The sequence below is a fragment of the Pseudoalteromonas haloplanktis ATCC 14393 genome (genome assembly GCF_000238355.1).
Lineage (GTDB): Bacteria > Pseudomonadota > Gammaproteobacteria > Enterobacterales > Alteromonadaceae > Pseudoalteromonas > Pseudoalteromonas haloplanktis.
This window is the reverse complement of the sequence record NZ_AHCA01000001.1, coordinates 355,191-379,589: the sequence shown is the minus strand read 5'-3', so window position 1 is coordinate 379,589 and position 24,399 is coordinate 355,191. Positions and strand designations below refer to the sequence as shown.

At 40.9% G+C, this 24,399-nt stretch carries 20 protein-coding genes; 12 read left to right on the top strand and 8 right to left on the bottom strand.

Annotated elements, in window-relative coordinates:
- The first annotated feature begins 184 nt into the window (after window positions 1–184).
- The 3 genes from PHAL_RS0101480 (at window position 185) to PHAL_RS0101470 (ending at window position 7,232) form a co-directional block, all read left to right on the top strand.
- On the top strand, window positions 185–3,166 hold the full coding sequence (locus tag PHAL_RS0101480) for a TonB-dependent receptor (RefSeq protein WP_016706628.1): 2,982 nt from the start codon (window positions 185–187) through the stop codon (window positions 3,164–3,166).
- Between the two features lie 142 nt (window positions 3,167–3,308).
- Window positions 3,309–6,158: a discoidin domain-containing protein gene (locus PHAL_RS0101475; RefSeq protein ID WP_016706627.1), complete on the top strand. Its 2,850-nt coding sequence runs from the start codon at window positions 3,309–3,311 to the stop codon at window positions 6,156–6,158.
- A 69-nt stretch (window positions 6,159–6,227) separates the two neighbouring features.
- The gene (locus PHAL_RS0101470) at window positions 6,228–7,232 is read left to right on the top strand and encodes an isoaspartyl peptidase/L-asparaginase family protein (RefSeq protein ID WP_016706626.1); all 1,005 of its coding nucleotides are present in this window, start codon (window positions 6,228–6,230) and stop codon (window positions 7,230–7,232) included.
- Window positions 7,233–7,329: 97 nt separating this feature from the next.
- Here PHAL_RS0101470 and PHAL_RS0101465 read toward each other — a convergent pair whose 3' ends face one another.
- The gene (locus PHAL_RS0101465; protein ID WP_029215972.1) at window positions 7,330–7,680 is read right to left on the bottom strand and encodes a DUF2200 domain-containing protein; all 351 of its coding nucleotides are present in this window, start codon (window positions 7,678–7,680) and stop codon (window positions 7,330–7,332) included.
- Between the two features lie 183 nt (window positions 7,681–7,863).
- On the opposite strand from PHAL_RS0101465, the gene PHAL_RS0101460 reads away from it, so the two are divergent.
- From PHAL_RS0101460 to PHAL_RS0101450, 3 genes are all read left to right on the top strand, one after another.
- Complete coding sequence (locus PHAL_RS0101460; RefSeq protein ID WP_016706623.1) at window positions 7,864–9,141, top strand: RNA polymerase sigma factor; 1,278 nt, start codon at window positions 7,864–7,866, stop codon at window positions 9,139–9,141.
- Window positions 9,142–9,241: 100 nt separating this feature from the next.
- A complete protein-coding gene (locus tag PHAL_RS0101455) occupies window positions 9,242–10,099 on the top strand; it encodes a YciI family protein (protein ID WP_016706622.1) in 858 nt (285 codons plus the stop codon).
- Between the two features lie 31 nt (window positions 10,100–10,130).
- Window positions 10,131–10,502 (top strand): YciI family protein, encoded by a 372-nt coding sequence (locus PHAL_RS0101450; protein ID WP_016706621.1) that lies wholly within the window; start codon window positions 10,131–10,133, stop codon window positions 10,500–10,502.
- 43 nt (window positions 10,503–10,545) lie between these two features.
- Here PHAL_RS0101450 and minE read toward each other — a convergent pair whose 3' ends face one another.
- The 3 genes from minE to minC are packed head-to-tail and all read right to left on the bottom strand — an operon-like array spanning window position 10,546 to window position 12,333.
- Entirely contained in the window at window positions 10,546–10,812 is a 267-nt protein-coding gene (gene minE / locus PHAL_RS0101445; RefSeq protein WP_016706620.1) for a cell division topological specificity factor MinE, read from the bottom strand.
- 1 nt (window position 10,813) lies between these two features.
- Complete coding sequence (gene minD / locus PHAL_RS0101440) at window positions 10,814–11,623, bottom strand: septum site-determining protein MinD (protein WP_016706619.1); 810 nt, start codon at window positions 11,621–11,623, stop codon at window positions 10,814–10,816.
- Between the two features lie 5 nt (window positions 11,624–11,628).
- Entirely contained in the window at window positions 11,629–12,333 is a 705-nt protein-coding gene (gene minC / locus PHAL_RS0101435; protein WP_016706618.1) for a septum site-determining protein MinC, read from the bottom strand.
- Window positions 12,334–12,488: 155 nt separating this feature from the next.
- On the opposite strand from minC, the gene PHAL_RS0101430 reads away from it, so the two are divergent.
- Together PHAL_RS0101430 and PHAL_RS0101425 are read left to right on the top strand one after the other, a co-directional pair.
- Window positions 12,489–12,770 carry a YcgL domain-containing protein gene (locus PHAL_RS0101430; RefSeq protein WP_016706617.1) on the top strand — a complete coding sequence of 94 codons (282 nt, stop codon included), beginning with the start codon at window positions 12,489–12,491 and terminating at the stop codon, window positions 12,768–12,770.
- A gap of 4 nt (window positions 12,771–12,774) precedes the next feature.
- Window positions 12,775–13,791, top strand: a complete 1,017-nt coding sequence (locus PHAL_RS0101425) for a lytic murein transglycosylase (protein ID WP_029215971.1) — start codon at window positions 12,775–12,777, stop codon at window positions 13,789–13,791.
- A gap of 204 nt (window positions 13,792–13,995) precedes the next feature.
- On the opposite strand, the gene PHAL_RS0101420 is transcribed toward PHAL_RS0101425, so the two are convergent.
- Window positions 13,996–15,177 carry a hypothetical protein gene (locus tag PHAL_RS0101420; protein ID WP_016706615.1) on the bottom strand — a complete coding sequence of 394 codons (1,182 nt, stop codon included), beginning with the start codon at window positions 15,175–15,177 and terminating at the stop codon, window positions 13,996–13,998.
- Between the two features lie 443 nt (window positions 15,178–15,620).
- Window positions 15,621–16,166, bottom strand: a complete 546-nt coding sequence (locus PHAL_RS0101415) for a GbsR/MarR family transcriptional regulator (protein ID WP_016706614.1) — start codon at window positions 16,164–16,166, stop codon at window positions 15,621–15,623.
- A 228-nt stretch (window positions 16,167–16,394) separates the two neighbouring features.
- On the opposite strand from PHAL_RS0101415, the gene adhP reads away from it, so the two are divergent.
- Window positions 16,395–17,405 carry an alcohol dehydrogenase AdhP gene (gene adhP / locus PHAL_RS0101410; RefSeq protein ID WP_016706613.1) on the top strand — a complete coding sequence of 337 codons (1,011 nt, stop codon included), beginning with the start codon at window positions 16,395–16,397 and terminating at the stop codon, window positions 17,403–17,405.
- A 56-nt stretch (window positions 17,406–17,461) separates the two neighbouring features.
- Here adhP and PHAL_RS0101405 read toward each other — a convergent pair whose 3' ends face one another.
- Together PHAL_RS0101405 and PHAL_RS0101400 are read right to left on the bottom strand one after the other, a co-directional pair.
- Window positions 17,462–19,873, bottom strand: a complete 2,412-nt coding sequence (locus tag PHAL_RS0101405; protein WP_016706612.1) for a TonB-dependent receptor — start codon at window positions 19,871–19,873, stop codon at window positions 17,462–17,464.
- Between the two features lie 191 nt (window positions 19,874–20,064).
- Window positions 20,065–21,333 (bottom strand): Xaa-Pro dipeptidase, encoded by a 1,269-nt coding sequence (locus PHAL_RS0101400; protein WP_016706611.1) that lies wholly within the window; start codon window positions 21,331–21,333, stop codon window positions 20,065–20,067.
- Window positions 21,334–21,478: 145 nt separating this feature from the next.
- On the opposite strand from PHAL_RS0101400, the gene PHAL_RS0101395 reads away from it, so the two are divergent.
- From PHAL_RS0101395 to PHAL_RS0101385, 3 genes are all read left to right on the top strand, one after another.
- Window positions 21,479–23,296 (top strand): DUF885 domain-containing protein, encoded by a 1,818-nt coding sequence (locus PHAL_RS0101395; protein ID WP_016706610.1) that lies wholly within the window; start codon window positions 21,479–21,481, stop codon window positions 23,294–23,296.
- 90 nt (window positions 23,297–23,386) lie between these two features.
- Window positions 23,387–23,884 carry a YcgN family cysteine cluster protein gene (locus PHAL_RS0101390; RefSeq protein ID WP_016706609.1) on the top strand — a complete coding sequence of 166 codons (498 nt, stop codon included), beginning with the start codon at window positions 23,387–23,389 and terminating at the stop codon, window positions 23,882–23,884.
- Window positions 23,884–24,396 (top strand): RNA methyltransferase, encoded by a 513-nt coding sequence (locus tag PHAL_RS0101385; RefSeq protein WP_016706608.1) that lies wholly within the window; start codon window positions 23,884–23,886, stop codon window positions 24,394–24,396. The genes PHAL_RS0101390 and PHAL_RS0101385 overlap by 1 nt, the downstream gene beginning before the upstream one ends.
- The last annotated feature ends 3 nt before the right edge of the window (window positions 24,397–24,399 follow it).

Here is a 24,399-nt window from a genome sequence, read left to right as displayed (position 1 = left end):
GCCGATTTTGTCCTACTAGCAACCGAATTTCTATTATCACTTTCCGTTAACTGCCCCCTATTCTTGAAATGTAGTTTAACAACATGTTAACCCCGAACAGAATCATCTGAACATAATCAGGTGCCGTCATGTCAGGGTCATATAACAAGCACAACAAAATACGCACACAAAACTGGAGATAGACATGAATAATAATAACAGCCGAGGAGCTTCAGGTCTTTCAAGGCGATTTAAGAAGTCAGCACTATTACTTGCTGTTATGGCAAGCTTTAATACAGCCGCTGCAAATGATGAGCAAAGTGCCAAGAATGATGATTTAGAAGTGATAGAAGTTCGTGGTATTCGCGCTTCTATGGCGGAGAATTTATCAATTAAGCGCCTTTCTAATTCGATTGTAGACGCAATCACAGCAGAGGATATAGGTAAATTTCCCGATAAAAATGTCGCTGACTCATTGCAACGTGTTCCAGGTGTGGTGATTTCACGCAGTGGTGGTGAGGGCGAAAATGTCAGCATTCGCGGTTTGTCATCTGATCTAACTCTTACACAACTTAACGGAAACTTTATTGCTTCATCACCAGGCTCTCCATCTCGCTCTTTTAGCTACTCTTTATTGCCTTCGACAATGGTGCAATCAGTTGAAGTTTTTAAATCCTCAGAAGCTCGCTTAGATGAAGGCGGTGTCGGTGGTACGGTTATTTTACATAGTCGCACTCCCTTAGATATGGAAGCAAACTCTGGTGCATTTAACGTTGAATATACATATGCAGATGTGACCGAAGAGTATGAGCCTAATTTTAGCGGCGTTTACTCATGGAAAAACGACGATGAAAACTTCGGCCTATTACTGGGCTATACAAAGCAAGATCGCACAAATCGTACTCTCACAGGTGATATGTCTGGTGCAGGAGGTTGGCGCTGGGCAACAGGCAGTGATTTACCGGCAACGGATACAAATGGTAAAGAAATAACTGACAGTACTCGACGTTTTGATGCATTAGAAGATGCGTATGGAAATGTTTATGATGGCGTTTGGGCACCTCAAGTTGCTGGGGTCGGCGTTACTAAAGAAAAACGCGAACGGGTGGGTATACAGGCAACGCTGCAATGGCGTCCAACAGATAATTTAGAGCTCACATTTAATCATTTTCACTTTGAATTAGGTCAAGATCGCACGACTTCTCAATTGATGATCCCTGAGTGGAAATATAACCCTGATTATTTAACCGGGGTGACCCTTGATGAAACCGGTTCAATTGTGACTGGCATGGACTTTACCAGTGGCGCAAGTGGCAGTGAAGGTAATTTAGAATTTCCTTGGATCGTAGGTGGTTATACAGAAGAAAAAGACACCTCAGATACCTATGATTTTGCGTTTGAATACGCTGGTGATGTTTTTGACCTTAAAGGTAAATTTGGCCGTACAGAAGCAAGCGGTGGACCATCAGAATCATTTAATGCGGCATATAAAAGTGGCCAGCCTGGCAGTCGTAGTGATTCAGGTAAAAATGAAAATGCAGCCTCATTTGCAGGTTGGCGCTTAGGCGATCGTGTTTCTATGTATGCAGATCCTGCATTACTGACAAATTTACAAGCAGGAATTGCTGGCGATCCCGATCCAGGTTCAACAGGTTCAAGTTTTATCGTCAGTGATTTAAAAGAAGATTATGGTCAACTCGATTTAGACTACCATATTGCTTATGGCATTGTTGATACATTACGCGTAGGGGTAAAGCATCGTAAAGCCAGTTTGCATCGAGAAACTAATAACACATTCTTTATTACTCAAGATGGTGCGGATCGTATTGCCAGTGGTGATCTCGATCCATTTAGCCAAGGGGCAATAGATGAAGTGGCTTATCAATGGATTGGCGGAATGCCAAACCTTGAGGATATATTAAACAAGGAGTCTGAAAAGAATATTGCCGGTGGCTTTGAAGTCAATACTATGCCAACCATCAATTGGCAGCAGTACCGAGATATTGTCACTAATGAATATGTTAAATATACCCGCCGGGAACCCGATTTTGTTTTTGATATCGAAGAAGAAATTACAGCCGCTTACTTGCAAGCCGATTTTTCGTTTGGCGATTTTCGCGGCAATGTTGGTGTACGTTATGTAGAAACGCAAACACAAATAATGTCATCAGACAAAATTAACTACTTCTTAGACGATATAAATGATGCCACGGGAGAAGATATTTTAGGCGATGAACGTTTAGTTGATGTTGAAACTACTACATTACGCTCTGTTAAAGACGATCGTTTTCTACCTAGCCTTAATCTTGTTTGGGAAGCGAGTGACTCACTTGTTATACGTGCTGCCGCGGCTAAAACAATGTCACGGGCTCCTTTTAATGATTTAGGCGCGCCTGAACAACTCACTTTTATCTCACAAGAGTGGGCTGACGACAGACTAGAGTTTAGAGGAAACCCAGTTGATCAAGGTTGGAGTGGTTCTGGTGGTAATAAAGCATTACAACCGTTTGAATCAGTACAATTAGATTTGTCTGCTGAATATTATTATGGCATAGGCTCTGCTGTTGGGATCGCATTATTTAACAAGGACGTTGATAACTTTATTGTGCCTTTGATCATTACCTCTGAACGACCATTTGATGGTTTCACAAACCCTTATACAGGTGAAGAAATTGTTCCGCCAGGACCTATCACTGTATCGCCATTTACAACCACAGCTAATGGCACAAATGCAACCTCACGCGGCATTGAATTATTTGCTCAACACGCATTTGAGAATGGCTTTGGCATTAATGCCAATTACACCCTCAATGATACCAATCAAGCAGACGTTAGTGTTGATGGTGAAAAAGTTGGTGAGTCAGCTTTAGTAGGCAGTGCTGATGACCAATTTAACTTTTCAGCTTATTTTGAAGACGATAATTATAGTGTTCGAGCATCTTATAACCGCCGTGGAAAAATGGCTTTAGGGTTAGCTGATGGCTTAACCGTATCGCAAGAACCTTATCAGCAAGTTGACTTAAATGCGTCATTCAGTGTGATGGAAAATTTAGTGCTTTCAGCATCAGTGATCAATTTAACAGAAGAAGAATCACGCACCTATTACGGTGATGATAGCGAGGCACGGCTTCGTAGCAGTAGCTACAGTGGTCGTCGTTATTATGCTGGGCTTACCTATCGATTCTGATCATTACAAAATTTGATAAGTAATTAATATCAACACGTTAACTATATATTAGCTCATTTATAAATAGCAGCCGTTCAATAATAAAGCAAATGAAAGCGGCGAGTTAACGTGTTATCGACACCTGATTATTAAAGGCAAAATTATGTATAAATTTAATCTATTTCAACTTGCAGGAACCTCGTTACTTGCAGCAAGTTTACTTAGCGGATGTGGTGGTTCGAGCAATGATCCGCAAGCAAATAATGTTCCCGTCACGCCAGACATAACACATGCACAAATCGCAGGAACCATAATCAAAGGCATTGTCACGAATGCGGATGTATCTGTCACAGCACTTAATGGCAGTAATCTGGCACAAGGCACGGCTAATAAAACAGATCAACAAGGTGACTTTTTTATTGAGCTGACTAGCGACGCAGGTTTTGGTATCAATGCCACCGTTAAATTGACAATTGCTACAGGTGAAGACGCTACAATGCTTTGTGATGCTATGCGCTGTGGTGATGCAGAATTCACACAAGTAACCAGCAATGCAGCAATTGCAGGAACCGAATTTTCAACATTGGGGTTATTGCAAGTGCCCTATGGAAATAATGCGGATGCAGTTGCAGATACTAACTTGCAAGTGAACGCGTTGACTACACTAGCAACAGAGCTGGTTGAACAGCAAATTGCACAAGGGCGCAATGTATCAACGCCTGAGCTAATGGAGTTGGCAAAAGCGCAGATGTCAGCGTTATTACTGCGGGCTATGGGCTGGCAAACCGGTAATACCAATGTTTTTTCGATGCCAGTGATCAGTGCCGATAAACTTGAAAACTTCATCAGCGATGAAACGTGTGAAGATAGCGACAGTGCTGAGCAAGAATGCCCGCCTCAATATGCCGATGAAGCAACGATTAAACTTTCGCTGTTAAATGCTTCATTTGCTCAATTTAGTGAATCTGAAAGTCTAAAATTGATAATGGACAACGCAAAACAAAATATCAGCGCTGCACTTTTAGAAGATAGCGAAGCATTAGCAGCGTTTCGCCAGCGTATTTATGATGCCATCAGTATTCATCCTTTAACAACTGAGTTGGGTTTGAGCGCAGATTCAATCGTTGATTTGTCTTTGCCATTATTCGATGAAGCGATCTCTACGGGGCCATTGCAGGAAGTGACAACGTCAGCCAATTTAGTCGATGCTGTTTATTCAGCAAGAAATGCAATCAGTGATGCAGAAAGCGCGAGTAAAGCATTTGATAACAACCTTGACACTAAATGGCTTGACCATAATGACTGGCTAGGCGCCCCAACAGAGGCAGAACCATCTTGGATACAAGTTGATTTTGCTACGCCACAGGCGGTTAATAGTGTGTTTATTACCAGTGCCAATGACGCTCCTGAGCGTGACCCTGAAAATTTCACTGTAGTTGGCTCTAATGACGGTGGAGAAAGTTGGATAACACTTGCAAATATTGTAGGTGCATCATTTGATGAGCGCCTTACTCGTCAAGAGTTTAGCTTTATCAATGGACAAAAGTATTTGAGTTACCGCCTCAACATTACTAAAAATAAAAACAATGATGGCTTAGTTCAACTGTCAGAAATTCAAATGGTTGGCCCTGTTTTTAGTAGTGTGGATCATACCGATACAAGCAGCGGTGCAGCTAGTGCAAGTAACAGTATTGGCGATGCTGAAAATCACGATAAAGCATTTGATAATGACGCTGCAACGAAATGGTTAGACCATAATGATTGGCAAGGAGCGCCAAGTGAAGAGAAACCATCATGGATACAAATGGACTTTGCAAGCCCTGTCGCGGTTGATCAGTTAATGATTATTAGTGCAAATGATGCACCAGAGCGTGACCCTGAAAACTTCGCTATCTTAGCCTCAAACGATGCCGGTACAACATGGCAAAAACTTGCAAGCTGGGTGGGTGAATCATTCGAAGAAAGAGGTCAGAGGAAAACATTTTCTTTTCAAAACCAATTGGCTTTTGATAGTTATCGATTAGAAGTGACCAAAAACAAGAATAATGATGGTTTATTACAAATCGCTGAAGTTGGTTTAATTGGTCCTGAACAACCAGGAGCCGATCATAGTAAAATGTCAGGCGCAAGCTATAGCGCACGTTTTAGTATTAGCGATAGCGAAGGTGCCGCACAGGCATTCGATGGTGATTTAAATACAAAATGGCTCGATCATAATGACTGGCAGGGTCCACCTACAGCTGAAGATCCTGCTTGGATACAAGTGATGCTGCCACAAGCAAAAGCCGTTAATACGTTAACACTGACCAGTGCTGGTGATGCTCCGGAGCGTGATCCTGATTCATTTATGCTATTAGCATCCAATGATGGTGAAAATTGGCATAGTATAGGTTCTTGGGTTGGCGAAAGTTTTGAGCAACGACTTGAGCAAAGAAGTTTCTCTGTAGCAAATACGCTGGCATATAATTACTATCGGTTAGCCATTAGTAAAAATGCAAATAATGATGGGTTAGTGCAAATAGCAGAAGTTGGTTTGATTGGCCCTGATTATGCGTTTAGCGATCTCAGCACTTTGGCTGGCAATGTTTTTAGCGCACGTTTTAGTATCGGGGATACAGAAAGTGCAGATAAAGCATTCGATGATGATAATGAAACTAAATGGCTTGATCACAATGATTGGCAAGGTCCGCCAACAGAAGAAGATCCTGCTTGGATCCAAGTTGACTTCAGCGAACCTCAAGCAGTTAGTGGACTTGCTATCACCAGTGCTAATGATGCACCAGAGCGTGATCCTGAAAACTTTAGTTTATTAGGCTCAAACGATGGTGGGCAAACATGGACACTTGTATCGAAATGGATTGGTGAAAGCTGGAATGAACGTTTAGAGCGGCGCTCATTTGAGTTTAATAATGGTTTTGCTTTTTTAAGTTATCGTCTGAGTGTTAGTAAAAATGCCAATAACGACGGCCTATTACAAATAGCTGAAATAGAGTTACTTGGACTAGAAAAATAGTTTTAACAGACCCAAGGCCAGCAATTTATCTGCTGGCCTTTATGCTTCACAATGACAAAAGATATAGCTATGAATAGTAAAAGAGAGTTTTTAAAGCAATCAATCACAACTATGCTTGCCTTAGGTGCAAGCGCTTTGACTGCTAAGGGATTTGCTCAAGAACAGCCGTTAAATAAACCTGCAGCTGTTGCAAACGTACAGGTTAAACCGATTGTAGTATCGACATGGCAACATGGATTAGCTGCCAATCAAGAAGCTTGGGGTATTCTCGCCAAGCACGGTAAAGCCATTGATGCAGTGGAAGCGGGTGTGCGTATCCCTGAAGCGGATCCAGATGTGATGACGGTCGGTTATGGTGGTTACCCGGATCGAGAAGGTAATGTAACGCTTGATGCTTGCATTATGGACGAAAATCAAAACTGTGGCTCTGTCGCATTTTTACAACATATTAAGCACCCAATTTCTGTTGCCCGATTAGTGATGGATAAAACCCCGCACGTAATGCTGGTGGGCGAAGGCGCACTTCAATTTGCTAAATCACAGGGTTTTGAAGAGCAAAACCTATTGACTAGTAAAGCCAAAAAAGCCTGGCAAGATTGGTTAGTGGAATCAAAATATGCACCTGTGATCAATATTGAAAATCATGACACAATTGGCATGTTAGCGCTTGATAGCAATGGTGATTTATCAGGCGCATGCACTACTAGCGGCGCAGCGTTCAAAATGTCAGGCAGAGTAGGGGACTCACCTATTATTGGCGCTGGACTGTATGTTGATAATGAGGTGGGAGCTGCAACAGCAACAGGTATGGGTGAGCTGATGATCAAAACTGTGGGCTGCCATTTAGTAGTTGAAATGATGCGCCAAGGCATGACCCCCACGCAGGCTTGCAAGGCTGCCGTTGAACGCATTGCAAATAAGTTAGGCGATTATAAGCAGTTTCAAGTAGGGTTTTTAGCGTTGAGTAAATCCGGAGAATATGGCTCGTTCTGTATTCAACCAGGTTTTAACTATGCAGTGACATCAAAAGCGGGAAGTAAATTACTTGATGCGGCGAGTATTCTTAAAGCATAAAGGAGTAGCTTGTCCTTTAAAGTAAGAATAAGTAAATGGCGTTAGTTTCGTTGTGACGTGGATATGAGAGTGACTTCGCTATGCAATGATGTGGAAGCTATGCCCGTAAGATCTTTTCTAGGGATTTTCCTTTTGCTAATTCATCGATTAGTTTGTCAAGATAGCGAATTTCTTGCATTAAGGTTTCCGTTATATCTTCTACACGTACCCCGCAAACAACTCCTTTAATTAGCTTACGCGCAGGATTTAGGAGTGGGGCTTGTTTGAAAAAAGTTTCAAAGTCAGTGTTGTTAGAAAGTAGAGTTAATAATTGTTTTTCACTATAACCCGTTAACCAATAAATAATACGGTCTACTTCTTCTTTGCTACGGTCTTTTCGTTGTGCTTTATTAATATATAAAGGGTAAACCTTGGCAAATGCCATAGAATATATTTTCTGATTGTGCATTTTATTCGCCTTCATCTACTCAGCAGTGATAACTATCCCATAAATTAGCCTGTGTATGCTAGCATGTTTTTGTTTGATAATTGTGCTTCGCTGCGCTACTGTTTTGTGCAAAAGGTGGCTTGTTTGTAGCCCCAAGCTGAAATGCAAGTGATTAAGCATAAACTATAATGCGCTAGGTAGTTGATGAATAAAGAAAATACGCTCGTCAGAACTGAAGCTGTTAAAAACAAGCTGGCGGCTATCTACCGTGATGAAGGACGCCGCATTTACGCAACCTTGATCCGCCTGTTAGGTGATTTTGAGCTAGCAGAAGAAGCGCTTCATGATGCTTTTAGTATCGCGATGACTAAGTGGCAAGTAGAGGGGATCCCAAACAAACCTGCTAATTGGCTTGTCTCTACTGGCCGTTTTAAAGCAATTGATCAATTACGACGCCAACATCGCCATCGCGAAATTGTGGCGCAATTAGCGAGCGAACTTCCCGACCAAGACCTAGCCAACGATGAGTTTTTGTTAGCTGATGAACAGTTGATTGCTGATGATCAGCTGCGCTTAATTTTTACTTGTTGCCATCCTGCGCTCGATACCAAGGTACAAGTTGCACTGACCTTACGTGAAGTATGTGGCTTAACAACAGAACAGATTGCCAGTGCATTTTTAACCTCTGTATCGACTATGGCACAGCGTATTGTGCGTGGCAAACAAAAAATTCGTACTGCACATATCCCTTTTCAACTTCCGCCACAAGCACAGCTGGAAGAGCGAATTGACGCCGTGCTGTCAGTTATCTACTTGGTTTATAACGAAGGTTATTCATCTTCTGCAGGAGATAGCGTGACACGCACTGAGTTGACCACAGAGGCAATCCGTTTAGCGCGGCAACTACAGTCATTTTTAGCCGACAAAGAGATAACTGGCTTGCTTGCGTTAATGTTACTTAACGAATCTCGCCGCAATGCCAGAATTAATAAACAAGGCGACATTATTCTCCTCGCTGAGCAAGATCGTAGTCTTTGGAATCAAACGCTGATCCAAGAAGGCATTGCATTAGTCAAAAGTAGTACTGCTGGGGGGGAATATGGTTTTTATACTCTCCAAGCTGCTATCGCCGCAGAACATGCTCAAGCCTGCAATGCGAACGACACCAATTGGCAGCAGGTTTTGACGTGGTACTCTTTGCTGTTACAAGTAGCACCTTCTCCAGTAATTGAGCTAAATCGCGCTGTTGCAGTTGCAATGCACCATGGCCCTGAAGCTGCGCTGTTGTTAGTTGAGCAGCTATTACAGCAAAAAGTAATGCAAAAATACCACTTGTGTTTTGCAACTTACGCAGAATTGTTAGGCCAAGTCGGGCGTAAAGATGAGGCACGCACGGCACTTAAACATGCTTTAACACTGACTAAACAAGCCCCTGAGCAGCGCATTTTAAAATCCAAATTAGCTGCTTTATCTGCCAGTTAAAAAATATTAATAAAAATTTTTAACTAATTGTCGAATTGTTTCCTTGCCACTCGATTATTACCTGAAAGCAATTTATTTAAAAACATAAAGGAGCATGAAAATGAAAGTAATGGTAATAGTTAAAGCAACAACAAGCTCAGAAACAGGCACTTTACCAGACAAAGAGTTGTTGACGGCAATGGGGGAGTATAACCAAGCCCTTATTGATGCGGGGATCATGAAATCGGGCGATGGTTTAAGACCAAGCAGTGAGGGATATCGTATCCGCTTTAGTAAGACTGATCGAACAGTAACCAAGGGCCCTTTTGCTGAAACGAACGAGCTGATCGCAGGTTACTGGGTGTGGGAAATAGACTCAATGGATGAAGCAATAGCATGGGTTAAGAAGTGCCCGAATCCGATGCTAGAAGAATCAGATATCGAAATTAGGCCATTTTATGAAATGGCAGACTTCGCTGAGATAGATAATGATGGTGAGATTGCTGAACAAGAAAAGAGACAACAGCAAAGTATTGTTATGCATCAGGCGAAAGCAAGTTGTTACCTGTTTTTCTCTGGGCGCTGTGAAGAAGCATTGACTTATTATCAAACTCACCTTGATGCAAAAATAGGCATGATGTTTCGTTTTAATGAAAGCCCTGAGCCGATACCTGAGGGAGCGATCCCCGCTAATTTTGATGACAAAATAATGCACAGTGAGTTTACTATTGGCGATATGAAACTACTGGCTACGGATGGGTGTAGCGATAGCGTTGATAAAGTTAATTACTCAGGATTTAATCTAACGTTGACGATTGACTCTGAGCAAGCGCTGCGTCGAATATTTGCTGCTTTATCGCAGGACGGTCAGGTTAGGATGCCATTAGCAGAGACTTTTTGGTCACCTTTATACGGGCAAGTAACGGATAAGTTCGGTATTGGTTGGATGCTAATGTTACCAACGCCGAGTGACAACTAATTTATATTATTAATAATAAGCAGGTATTACTATGAAATATGTTGCACTGGTTTATTACGATGAAGCAGTAATGCAGACTTTATCGCAACAGCAATGGGACGAATTAAATCAAGAATGCATTGCCTGTGGTGACTCTTTGCGTGAACGAAATTATATGCTAGGGGGGCAGGCGTTACAGCCAACCACAATTGCAACCACGTTACGAGTTCGCAGTGGTCAAGTAGAAATAACCGATGGCCCTTTTGCTGAAACCAAAGAGCAGCTCGCAGGTTTTTACTTGTTAGATGTAAAAGACCTCAATGAAGCTATTCAAGTCGCTAGTAAAATACCGCCAGCTCGCTATGGTAGTATAGAAATAAGGCCCGTCAGAGAGCTACAAGCAACTGGCAATCAAAGCTATTAGGTAGGTAAACATAAAAAAGGGCGCTTAAGTGCGCCCTAATTATTTATGGTTTTTTCTCTTCGTCAGGTAAGGTGACGTTGAGTTCTAATACTGCTAAGTCGTCTTCATTTTGATCGAATTGTACTTGTACTGCATCAGTATTGATGTTGACGTATTTACGAATAACATCAAGAATGTCTTGTTTCAATTGTGGTAAATAATCGGGTGTACCACGTTGTGAGCGCTCATGCGCGACAATGATCTGCAATCGCTCTTTTGCTAGTGACGCTGTGTTTTTCTTTTCTGAGCGGAAGTAGTCAAGTAGTGACACGTTAACCTCCAAATATCCGTTTGAATAAACCTTTCTTCTCTACATCTAAGAAGCGAAAATCAACTGTTTCACCTAATAAACGATTAATCGCATCTGCATAGGCTTGGCCTGCATCAGATTCAGTGTCTAAAATAACTGGCTGACCTGAGTTTGATGCACTTAATACCGCTTGTGACTCTGGGATAACACCAAGTAAAGGGATAGAAAGAATATCTTGTACATCTTCCACTGATAACATTTCACCTTTGGCTACGCGATCAGGGTTATAGCGGGTCAATAATAAATGTTCTTTAATATTTTCAAGGCCTTCTTCAGCACGCTTAGATTTGCTATGCAAAATACCTAAAATGCGGTCTGAATCTCGTACTGATGATACTTCAGGGTTGGTTGTTACAATTGCTTCATCTGCAAAGTACATAGCCATCATTGCGCCGGCTTCGATACCTGCTGGAGAATCACAGACAATGTAGTCAAAGTCTTTTTTCAACTCATTTAATACGCGCTCAACACCGTCACGGGTCAGTGCATCTTTATCACGAGTTTGTGAGGCTGGCAGTAAAAATAATTTTTCAACACGTTTGTCTTTTATTAACGCTTGATTTAGGTTAGCTTCGCCATTGATAACGTTAACAAAATCGTAAACTACACGGCGCTCACAACCCATGATCAAATCAAGGTTACGTAGCCCAATATCAAAGTCAATAATGACTGTTTTATAGCCTTTTAGAGCTAAACCTGTGCCAATAGCAGCACTTGATGTAGTTTTGCCTACACCACCTTTACCTGACGTAACGACAATTACTTTTGCCATAAGATTTATCCTTTAACCAAAGCTGAAATTTCTAATGATTCATTTTTTTGTTGGATTTGTGCTGCGTTGCCCCAGAACTCACCTTGCAGAGAATCGCTGATCCAATAATTACCATTGATAGAAACAAGTTCTGCTTCTAGTTTTTGGCAAAAAATGCGGGCTTCGTTATAACCTTGCGCACCTGCAATTGCACGGCCGCGCAAAGTGCCGTAAATATGTACATTACCGTCTGCTATAACTTCTGCACCGTGACTTACTGCACCAAAGACGATTAAGTCCCGGTCTTTTGCATATACCTGCTGCCCTGAACGAACAGTGCCATTAATCACTTGCGCAGGTAGGTAAACAGTTTTTTCAACAATCGAAGTATTGCTTTGTTGCTTAACTTGTTCACTCTTAACGTCTTGCGCATAATTTAAAACAGAGAGTCCTGCGGCTTTCGCTTGCGCATGTTGCTCGTCTGAACCATTGCACACACCCACAGCATTAAAATTCATTCGTTCAATTAATGATTTTAAATGTACAAAATCAACAAGATTATTTTTTATTTCAATTAAATTTACAACAATAGGCGCACCCTCAAAAAAACGAGGGGCTTGGGCTATTTTTGCATACAGTTGTTCTGCTAAAAGGTTAATATCAGTACTATAAAGATGTAAAACTGATAACGTAAAAAGATTCCCTTTTAACTCAAAAGTTTGGTCCGACATACACGCTCAATTGAATTGTATGATCAGAAATCAATTTTAGATAAACACAGGCTGAATAAGGCCTTAATTGAAATTTCCAATCTAATTTTTCTAACTTATTATAAGTCTCATGTTATAGTGTGCAGCACTGTTAAGCAAGATTTTATAGGGTCAAAATGCTGACTGCGGTATATAAAAGTAAGAAAAAAGCGGATACCTTCCTTTTTGTAGAAAAAAGAGATGATTTTAGCAAGGTTCCGGAACCTTTAATGGCAATGTTTGGCAAACCAGAGTATGTGATGCTAATAAATTTAGCGAAGCGGGTACAGTTAGGCGTGGCTGATTTAGAGCAAGTTAAGCAAGCGTTAACTGATAATGGGTTTTACTTGCAAATACCGCCACCACAAGCAAACTTATTAGCTGAGCACAGAAAACAAAATGGAGTTGAAAGTGACTAAACATATAATGACAAAATTGGCTGCAATTTTATGCTGTGCCTGTATTAGTACGTCGGCACTAGCCAAGACTCAAGCACAGTTTGATGAATATGTAGCTGGCTTAAAACAAGAAGCTGCGCAAAAAGGCTATGATAGCCAATTAATCGAAGATGCATTTGCTACTGCTCATTTTAAAGAGAAGGTGATTTCAGCAGATAAAAATCAGCCCGAAGTCAAAGAAACGTTAGAAACCTATTTACCGAAACGTGTACCGCAGTGGAAAATTGACCGCGCACGTAAGTTATACGCTGAAAATAAAGACATCTTAGAGCAAGTGGCTGCGGAGTTTGGCGTACAAGCACGTTTTATTGTTGCGTTGTGGGGCCTTGAAAGTAACTTTGGTAAAATCCAAGGTGGTCACAATGTAATTTCATCAGTGGTAACGCTTGCGTTTGATGGCCGCCGTGAAACCATGTACAAAAATCAATTGTGGGCTGCCCTCGATATTCTTAAAGAAGGGCATATCACTTTAGACAAATTCAAAGGTTCATGGGCTGGTGCGATGGGGCAAACACAGTTTATGCCAACCTCATTTAACGCTTATGCGGTAGATTACGACAAAGATGGCCGCAAAGATATTTGGACTACCCAAGCTGATGCCTTTGCATCGATTGCAAATTACTTAAAACAAGCGGGTTGGAATGACGACCTTACATGGGGTCGCCAGGTGCAATTACCAGAAGGGTTTGATTCAAATTACGTATTACAACGCGGCACTAAAACACGTAAGCAGTGGCTAGAATATTGGGCTAAATCAGAGCGCTCACTTGCGGATTGGCAAGCACTTGGCCTGCGTAAAATGGATGGCACCGATTTACCAAAAGTAGATGTAACTGCCGCTTTAGTTATGCCAGATGACATGGGCGGTCGAATGTATTTAGCGTATGACAATTACAAAGCACTGATGCATTGGAACCGTTCATACTACTTCGCCACCAGCGTGGGTTACTTATCAGACCGAATTGGTTATCCAGCGATTTAATAGGTAACTAGGTGACTAGGCGCTAGGGGAGTTTACTGTAAGCGCGAGTTTATCTCGCGCTTTTGTTTGTAAAACATTAGTGTGAAAGATCTTTAAGAGAATTATTCACAAAGAGGTTATGAGACGCTGCGCTTTAAGAGAAGACTTTAAAATTTATAAGTAACAAGGTAGAAAATAGAAAGCTTAGCGTCATAAGAACAGAGTTTAAAATTTTGATGTATTAAGACAATAATTGATCCTTTTGTCTTTTATATTGCGGACCCGCATGATATGTGGTTGAGGACTGGAAATCAGAGCTCTCCTGCTCCCTGATTTGCCCTTTGTTTTAGATGATAACATTTTCACTTTAGTTTCAAAGTTTGGTTGTATGTTAAATCTCCACAGAGGTAATTCATCACTTTTATGATCATCAGGGATACTAATGTTAAACTGAATAGGATCTACATTTGCATCTACCGAAACAACCTTACCATCGATAATTGTGTGCTCACGATAAGCAGTACTAATCATAGAACTAAGGTATCCAATGAACTCAAAACCTTTATTGTCTGGTTCATGCTCCGGCTCAAAAATAAACGTAATTGATTCAACTTTATTATCAACGACTAAAGGTGTTACTGAAGATTCAATCCAATCACCATATCGAGTTAAATAAAATGCAATTTTCTTATCAATTTCTTCTTTAAGTTCTACGCCGTCACATTTTAGTTTTATATCTTCTATTACAAATAATGCTTGACCATCTTCAGCAATCGGAGATACTTTTTCTAGGTCATTGACAATAATAAATTCTAAATTAGGTTTTGCTCCTATTAAAACATCTCCAAAGAGGCCCATTTCATTTTTTGCTACAGAATTTATAAAATCTGTAACATACCTTCTAGACTGCTTTATCAAAGAAGTTGGATCTAATAATACCCATTGGTTATATTTAGAGTAATATATTGCGAGTTTGAGCGGGACTTTATTCATGTCTGCATAGGTTTGAAGCTGCTCAAGGTAGTCATTCCGAAATGGATATTCATAATGCAAGTCTTCAGAATGACAATTTTTAACTTCAACTAAATATTGTTCTCCGCTCTCAGTTGTAACTCTATAATCGGGCAACTTTATACTTTTATTAGTTGAAAAACTTGCCCCAGAGTCTTCTTGTTTAATGAATAACACTTTCCCTAGAGCACCAAGCACTATAGGAAAAGACGATTCAACTCTTTTACCAAATAAGACCCTTGGTGTATTTTTTGCTGATACTAAGGAGTCCGAAATTATTTGAATAAAGTCATTTTGATGATCTGAATTTTGTATATTGTAATTATATTCAAGACCAATTGAACTAAAGAGATCAATTGGTTCAAAGACCTCAGGATTTCTTTTTAATCGTTTCATTTACGTCTAACCTTAGTAAGTGGGCTAACGGTTTATTGAAAACTGTTTTGGTGGTTTACATCACACAAAACGACGTATATTGCATACACTGATAGTTCCACCAATAATTATTTTTGTAAACAACTAATTAAAATAGCAGGGAATTACGCTTGTTATTTTGCACAAAAACGGCGAAAAATAATCTCTATGGACAAAATAGGGGCCGACTTATTAAAACAGGAGTAAGTTTAACTTTTTAGCATCGAGACTTCGCTCAAAAGCTTCAATCAGATTAAACACAATATCTCCGATGTGAAGAGGTTTAGTACAGAGTTTTATATGCTTTTTAATCACAGAGAACACCGAGGCGCTTCGCGCTGCACAGAGTAATATTTTTTGATCTTATTTACTTTTTGGTGAACTCTGTGGTTAAAATTTTTAGAACCTAGCATCTAGAACCTAATTTACGGTTTCTTCAATATCTTATCTTTAAAGTCGAGTACTTTGCCGATGCCTGAGCCTAGCTTCATTAGGCTTTGCAGTTGCTCAGGGCTTAAGCGTTGTAGTTCTGATGACCACTTTGTGACGGTCTCTAACAAGTCGTGAATTTCTTGCATTTGTTGCTGAGCGAAACGCTCATCATCGTTGTGGGCTTCTTCTAATATGTTGTCACGTAATAGGCTTAAGGTTGGGTCTATTTCACGTTTTTTGCGCTCTTCAAATACGCGGTTGGCCATATCCCAAATAGTACCGGCGGGGGCGTAGTATTCTTTTCTGTCACCGGGAATATGCTGCACTTTAATTAAGCGCCAAGATTGTAACTCTTTGATCCCCATGCTGACATTACCGCGCGAGATGCTTAAAGCATCGGCAATTTCATTTGCTGTCATTGGTTCTTTAGTGATGATCAAAAGCCCACACATTTGCCCAATTGTGCGGTTAAAGCCCCAGCGGCTGCCCATCTCACCACAGTGCATTACAAAAGCAAAATTTTTATCTGATAATGTCATTGCTGCTCAAGTTTCAATAAATAATGAAAGCTATGCTAGCACGCTGGAAGGTGATAGCAAGTGCTAAGCAATGCTTTAGCGTTTATCATCGAATTAAGTATAAAAACTATTCGCAAAAAAACTTGATATAGATTAATATTTGTGCAGTCGTGCTATGTTAAGTTATGACTTAATCATAACTATAATTAACCGTTATTTACTGACTCTCTCACAACCGAAGGAATGAATATGAAAGCTGCAATTAATACACAATACAAAGGCCGTTTAGAAATTACTGATTTACCCATCCCCGCAGTGGGAGCTAATGATGTGCTGGTAAAAATTGCCGCATGTGGGGTGTGCCATACAGACTTACATGCTTGTCATGGTGATTGGCCAGTAAAGCCAAAAATGCCGTTAGTACCAGGCCATGAGGGTGTGGGGGTAATAGAACAACTCGGTAGTAATATTACTCATTTAAAAGTCGGTGATCGTGTGGGTATCCCTTGGCTTTATAGCGCTTGTGGGCATTGTGAATTTTGTTTAGATGGCAAAGAAACCTTGTGTTTATCGCAACATAATACGGGTTATTCAATTGATGGCGGTTATGCAGAATATTGTTTAGCGCATGGTGATTATGTAGTTAAAATTCCTGATGGTTTAGGCTTTTCAGAAGCCGCACCATTATTTTGCGCCGGTGTTACCACTTATAAAGCACTGAAAGTGTCGGACGCAAAGCCTGGGCAGTGGGTTGCCATTGTCGGTGTAGGTGGGCTTGGCCACCTTGCTGTGCAATATGCTAAGGCTATGGGTTTAAACGTGATTGCTGTTGATACAGGAAAAGAGAAGCTCGCTTTAGCTGCTGAGCTTGGTGCAGATATAACACTTGATTTTAAAGAATGCGTACCCAGTGAAGCTATTTTTGACAAAGTAGGGGGAGCACATGCTGTTGTATGTACGGCGGTGTCTAAAGCGGGATTTGAACAAGCATACAAAAGTGTACGTCGCGGCGGAAAATGTGTATTAGTCGGTTTACCCCCAGAGGAAATGCCGCTGCCGATTTTTGATACCGTGTTAAACGGGGTTTCAGTGGTTGGTTCAATTGTTGGCACGCGTAAAGACTTACAAGAGTGCTTAGAGTTTGCGGCTCAAGGCAAAGTTAAAGCAATTATTGAGGAAAAGCGCCTTGATGATATTAATGACATTTTTGACGATATGTTAAAAGGTGAAATTAACGGCCGAATTGTCGTAACAATTTAATTAGAAAGAATGCAAAGCGCACAGTTTGTGCGCTTAACTTCGTATCCTCACTTAGCTCATAGTTTATAGCTTAAGGTTAACTTCGCATTTCGCTCTTCACCCGGCATGCCGCCTAAAAACATGGCTTTTGAATAATACACTTTATTAAATAAGTTATTTAAGTTGAGCTGCAATCCCCATTTATCGGTGTTGTAGCTCAATGCGGCATCATAAATAGTATAACTTGGCACATAGCCATCGGGGATGCCAAATGATGATGAGTTAGTACTGCGATCATCAACGTATTTAACACCGGCGCTTATTTTTAGTGGCTGTGAAAGTTCAAACCAGTGAGCGCTATATGTTAACCAGCTACTTGCAGTGACATATGGCACGCCTTTTTGACGGGTATCAAACGTACTTGAGTTGGGGTTTTGTTTATCACGGGCATCCTGATAAACACCATTGATGTTCACTTTCCATTGCTCATTTAAATAGGCGTTTAAATCAAGTTCCACACCGCGGGTTTTTTCTTCGCCATCAAAAAAACTCTCTGGTATTGATGGATCAGGATTCATGTCGTCAAATGCAGGGTTTACATACTCTAAGTTAGTTCTTGCGGTATCAAACACCACTAATGAGGCGAGGAGCTGATCATCAAAGCCTTTCATTCTAATACCTAAATCAGTACTGAGCGACTGCGCATCATCACGGTCGGCCTCATTACCTGCAACTGAACCTAAAACACTATATGCTGTGCGACCTTTTGAATGGTTAATGAAAATAGAAACGTCATCGCTTGGTTTGTATGTCGCACCTAGATTATAGGTCAAGCCGTTATCTGAGGTACTGGCTTCTGGGGTTGCTGCAGCGGCACTTGCACGGTACCGGGCATCAACACCTAAATGTTCATACTTTTGGGTAATTTCGTTGTAAGCGATGCCCACTCGTGTGGTAAACGTATCGTGAATGTAGGCTACATGCTGTAAACCTAACCCCCAGGCTTGTACTTTTTTATTATAATTACTGGTTTTTAGCGGATCGTAATCACTAAATTGACCTTCGCCCCAATTCGGGTTACGAATATCTAAAATATAAGGTAAAGCGCCTTGATAAGTTACATCGCCGTTTTTATCGGTTAGAACGTAATCTTTATCCCAAATAGAATACTGCGTAAAGCGGATATCACGGTCTTCGTAGTTTGCATTTACTAAGAATTCGTTATCAATATCTGCAAGGGTAAAGTCGTATCGTAAATCTGCAAAATATTGCCATGACTTTTCGTCTGCCTCAACTTGACGATATTCTTGGCGTCGTGCTGCAAATGGATATAGCACATCATCAACCACCAAAGGTGCACGAGGATCTGCATTGATCACCCCATTGCGTTGCCAATACACATAATTGTATGCACCGGTTTGACGGGCAAAACTCGATTCATAATTACGGTATTGTAATTGTTGGTTCAAAAATAAATCATCAGTTAGATAATAGTTATGCGTCAACTTAAAGCGTAATTCTTCACCTTCATTATCTTTCGCCATTGGTGAAATAATACCACGATGACCGAATTTATACGGGGTTAAACCATCGCTATCAGCTAGTGAATTAGCTAATTGCTCACGTTGCGCATCTGATAATTGCAGACCGGCAGAGGTTGGATCGTTAACTAAATCATCTGCTGTAACTTGTCCTGCTGTTTTACCATCTACAGACTGCGCATTATAAATACGGATAGGGTGGCCTATAGAGTCAACAGCAATGGCATCCTTAATATAAGCTGCTGAAATCATGATATCTTGCTTGTCATCGAACACATATTTCAATGCGCTGTAAATTTCATCTCTGTCATCTTTTAAATCACGATAACCATCACTACGTGCAGTTTTAGCATTCACTCTATATGCAAGGTTATCTGTGATCGCGTCAGTACTATCAAACGATAGCGAGTAAGTATTCCATTGGCCTACTTCAGCTTGAACTGTGTGCTTAGCTTCAAACTCTGGTTTCTTTTCAATTAGGTTGATTACACCACCCGCACTGCCCATACCATATAAACCTGTAGCAGGACCTTTAAGAACTTCTACGGCTTCAACATTAGTCAGTGACCGTGTTGGGTTAAAGGTATTACCTAAACCTGCACCACCGTACATGCCATCATAGGTGTAATTTGCACCTAAGCCACGAATAATTAAGTTATCGCCAATGCCGTAGTTGTTACCGGCTTGTGTTACGCCGCTAATATTACGTGCTAAATCTTGTAAGTTATCGACATCTTGCGAATTTATCAGTTCTTGGTCAACGACTACAATTGGTGCGGGAGTTTCCATTAGCGACATATCAGACTTAGTCGCTAACCCAGAATTAAGCACGACATGGTTTTGCTTTTGATAAACTGAGATGTGCTCAATATCTGATTGTTCAGCAGCTAAAGTGCTATAAGATGTTAAACAGGCGAGGGAAAGTAGTGAAAGTTTATGGGTCGTCATAAAATGTTATCATTGAATTGTTTTTAGCAATGATAATGTGTTGCATTTGTATTTCAAGTGTTAATTACCTAGAACAGGCAAATTATTTTATTTTACGAAAGTTTATTACCTTTTGTTTTCCAATGGTTTACAAGGAGTGTGTTTTATAGCCACCTCAAAAGCGAGGGGGCTATCAGCCCCCACACCAATACTTATTTGTATGTTACTCCTGCTTTCATTACAAATGCGACATCTTCTAGCAAGGTAATATCTTGCAAAGGGTTGCCTTTGACTGCAATGATGTCTGCTGCAAAACCTTGTTTAATTTGCCCAAGCTGATTATCAACTTTTAGCAATTTAGCGCCATTTATTGTTGCGGCTTGAATAGCTTGCAGTGGTGTCATACCAAACTCAACCATTCGTGAAAATTGCTTGGCATTATCACCATGAGGGTAAATTGCAGCATCAGTACCAAACACCATATTTACGCCGGCTTTTACTGCACGGCTAAAACTATCACGTTGTTTTTTAGAAACTTGGCGCTCTTTAGCTAGGTTTTCTTCAGCAACCCCATTTTGTTCACCAAAGGTGAGGGTATATTCAGTGTTATAAATATCCATTGAAAACCAGGTGCCATGTTTTTTTGCAAGTGCAATTGCTTCATCGTCAACAAAGCTAACATGCTCAACACTATCTACACCGGCGACAATCGCGGCTTTTATCCCACTTGTACCGTGAGCATGAGCTGCTACAGTTAGGCCGCGCATGTGGGCTTCATCTACAATCGCGTTCATTTCATCTTGACTATATTGTTGAATGCCCACTTTTGTGCCTTTTGAAAACACCCCGCCCGTGGCGCAGAACTTAATAACATTGGCACCGTACTTGATGTTTTCACGCACTTTTTCGCGCACCGCCCATGGGCCATTGGCAACGCCTTCAGCGGTGTATTTCATTTCAGGCGGTAGGCGGTTGTTATCACAGTGGCCACCCGTAACTCCTAATGATGGACCAGCAGCCCAAATTCGCGGGCCTATAATATCACCGGCATTAATACCATCACGTACAGCAATGACACTGTAACCGTCTGCACCAACATTACGTAATGTGGTAAATCCAGCCATAAGCGTCTTTTCGGCAAAGTAAGCCGCTTTTATTGCTTTGCGTGGTATTGACTGACCAATACGTTCGCTGCGAGGTACGGTTGGATCGCTAGTTAAATGCACATGCATATCCATTAAACCTGGTACAAGCGTTAGCTCAGAGAGTTCAATATGGTGATCACCTGCTTGCAGCTGCGGTACTGCACCTTTGGTTACTTTGGTAATAATTCCATCGTCGATTTGAATAAGGGGAGCATTAATTAATTTGCCATTATTAACATCAAGCATTGCTTTAGCTGTAATGTACGTAGAAGCTTGAGCATTAAATGCACTGGCAAACAGTAAGCTTAATGAAGCCGATAATGATAATTTATTCATTGTTTTCTAATTTTTGGTTATTTTATATGGCAATGTAGCAGGGAGCTTTTCTCCTGTAAACAAAACGCGTTGACCGTCGCATTTTCTTTATTTAGCTGCAGCAAAGTCGCATAATTATTGGTAATACTTACACTCAGGGAAAATTATGAATACATTTAAGATTACTTTGTTGGTTGCCGGCGTGCTTAGCGCCTTAGTTGGATGTTCGAACACAGTCAATAATAATCCCACTTCACAAACAGCAACTCTTTCAGAAACTGCTACTACTGCAAGCCAACAATTAGATGCGTTAGTCGAGCAGTACTTTGTAGAGTCGTTACAATTTTCCCCACTTGATGCGACATATATTGGATACCGTCAATACAATGACCAGTTTACAGCCCCCAGCAATGAACAAAACAGAGCTATGCAGTACGCTTTTTATAAAGACTATCAGCAGCGTTTGGCAGCAATAGATCAGCAGCATTTAACTGGTCAAGCGTTATTAAGTTACGAAATACTTGAGCGAGATTTAGCATTAACGATAGAAGGCTTTCAATTCCCTCGTTATTTATTACCAATCAACCAAATGTCAGGCGCGCACAATACTTTTGCAGGCTTTGGTTCAGCGCAAAGTGCACAACCTTTTGTTACTGTTCAAGACTACGAAGATTTCATCCTTCGTGCTGAGGGATTTGTGACTTGGTTATCATCGGTACAAGTTGCAATGCGCCAAGGCATAAAACAAGGTGTGGTGTTACCTAAGCCGCTTGCTGAAAAGTTATTACCACAATTTCAAGCGCATGTAGTTAGTAGTGCTGAACAATCGCTTTTTTATAGTCCTATAAAACAGTTACCAGCAGATTTCAGCGCAGTGCAAAAGCAACAACTTACAGAGCAGTATCGTGTACTCATTATGGATAAGTTAGTGCCTGCTTATGCGAACATGAGTGAGTTTTTAGCCACCACATATATTCCCAATAGCCGTGAAACCGTCGGCTACAGCGAATTACCAAATGGTAAAGCGTGGTATGAGTATCAAATAAAGCAAAATACAACGTTGAACTTGAGCGCTGATGAAATCCACGAAATTGGCTTACAAGAAGTGTCACGCATTTTAAATGAAATGAAAGCAGTAAAAGAGACGGTTGGCTTTGAAGGTGACTTAAGTGAGTTTTTCACCCATTTACGTGATTCTGATGAGTTCTACTTTGACACACCAGAGCAACTAATTGCCGCTTATGAAGCAGTGAAAATAAAAATTGATGCACGTGTGCCTAAGTTATTCAACATAGTGCCTAAAGCCGACTATGTTGTAAAAGCCGTTGAAGATTTTCGTGCTGAATCTGCCGCTGGTGCATCTTATCAATCCCCCGCGCCGGATGGTTCTCGACCAGGTATTTTTTACATTAATACCTTTAATTTAAAAGCACAGCCTAAATTTTTATTAGAAACATTGTCTATCCATGAAGCGGCGCCTGGGCACCATTTTCAAATTGCCTTGCAGCAAGAGGTTGAGTCACTTCCTGAATTTCGTAAATTTGGTGGCTACACGGTATTCGCAGAAGGCTGGGCTTTATATGCAGAAAGCTTAGGTAAAGAGCTGGGTTTATTTACCGATCCATATATGTGGTATGGTCGTTTATCTGATGAGCAATTACGTGCCATGCGTTTAGTGCTCGATACCGGTTTTCATGCCAAAGGCTGGACGCGTCAGCAAGGGATTGATTACATGCTTGCTAATTCATCGATGGCATTTACAGATGTGGTGGCCGAAGTTGAGCGTTATATTGCTTGGCCTGGCCAAGCACTGTCTTACAAATTAGGTCAGTTTAAAATTCAAGAGCTACGTGATTACTGTAAACAGGCTTTAGGCGATAAATTCGATATCAAAGAATTTCATACCCAAATATTGATTGATGGTGCATTACCAATGCCAATCCTAGAAGCCAAGATCAAACGTTGGGTTGAAAAACAGCAATAATCACTTAAAACGGCGCACAAAGCTATTGGGCTTTGCGCGTCGTAGTTGATTACGTTAAAATGCGCGCTCAATGGGGCGCTGAGTTTAACTATGTTAGAAAACCAATTTTGGCTTAAAAAATCACTTGAGCAAATGTCACAAAATGAATGGGAAGCTATTTGTGATGGTTGCGGTAAATGTTGTTTAAATACACTCATTGACAGTGATTATGATGATGAGTTTACTGTAACAGAGCAACTGCGCGAAGGTGAAGAGTTACTTTTTACTAATATTGCTTGTCAGTATTTAGATGAACAAAGCTGTGGCTGTAGTGATTATGAAAATCGTCAAACGCTTGTCCCAAGCTGTGTCAAATTAACTAAAGAAAACTTGGCGAGTATTTTCTTTATGCCGCCAAGTTGTAGCTATAGACGTTTACACGAAGGGCGAGGGCTGGCATCTTGGCACCCGTTGCGTAATAACGGTAGTAAAGAAAAAATGCATCAGCTTGATATTTCAGTTCAGGGTAAAACGGTCAAAGATTGTGATGTCGATTTTGATGACTTTGACTTGTATGTTGCTCAATGGCCGATGAAGGATTGCGATTAATGACAAATTTGATGGCAACAATTGGCCTGATAAACCCTAAAAGTCCAACCAATGTGGGGGGAGTATTACGAGCTGCCGGTTGTTATGATGCACATCAGGTATTTTTTACTGGTACACGGTATTTAAATGCTAAAAAATTCCATACCGATACAAAGAATGTGGTGGAGCGGATCCCACTCACGCCTGTCGCTGATTTAGCAAAAGCTAAACCTGAAGGGGCAACAGTTGTGGTGATTGAGCTTATTGAAGGGGCCACCCCATTGCCTGAATTTGTTCATCCTGACAATGCATTTTATATTTTTGGCCCTGAAGATGGCTCTATTAGTAAAGATGTGCTGAAATGGTGTGATGAAGTGGTGTACGTTCCAACTATAGGCTGTATGAACTTAGCGGCCACTTGCAATGTAGTGCTTTATGACCGCTTGGCTAAACTTGGCGGTGTTGAAAGTTCAGATAAAACAATCATTAAAAGCCGCGATACAAATAATAAAATGAGATGGGCAAAAGCATAGTAT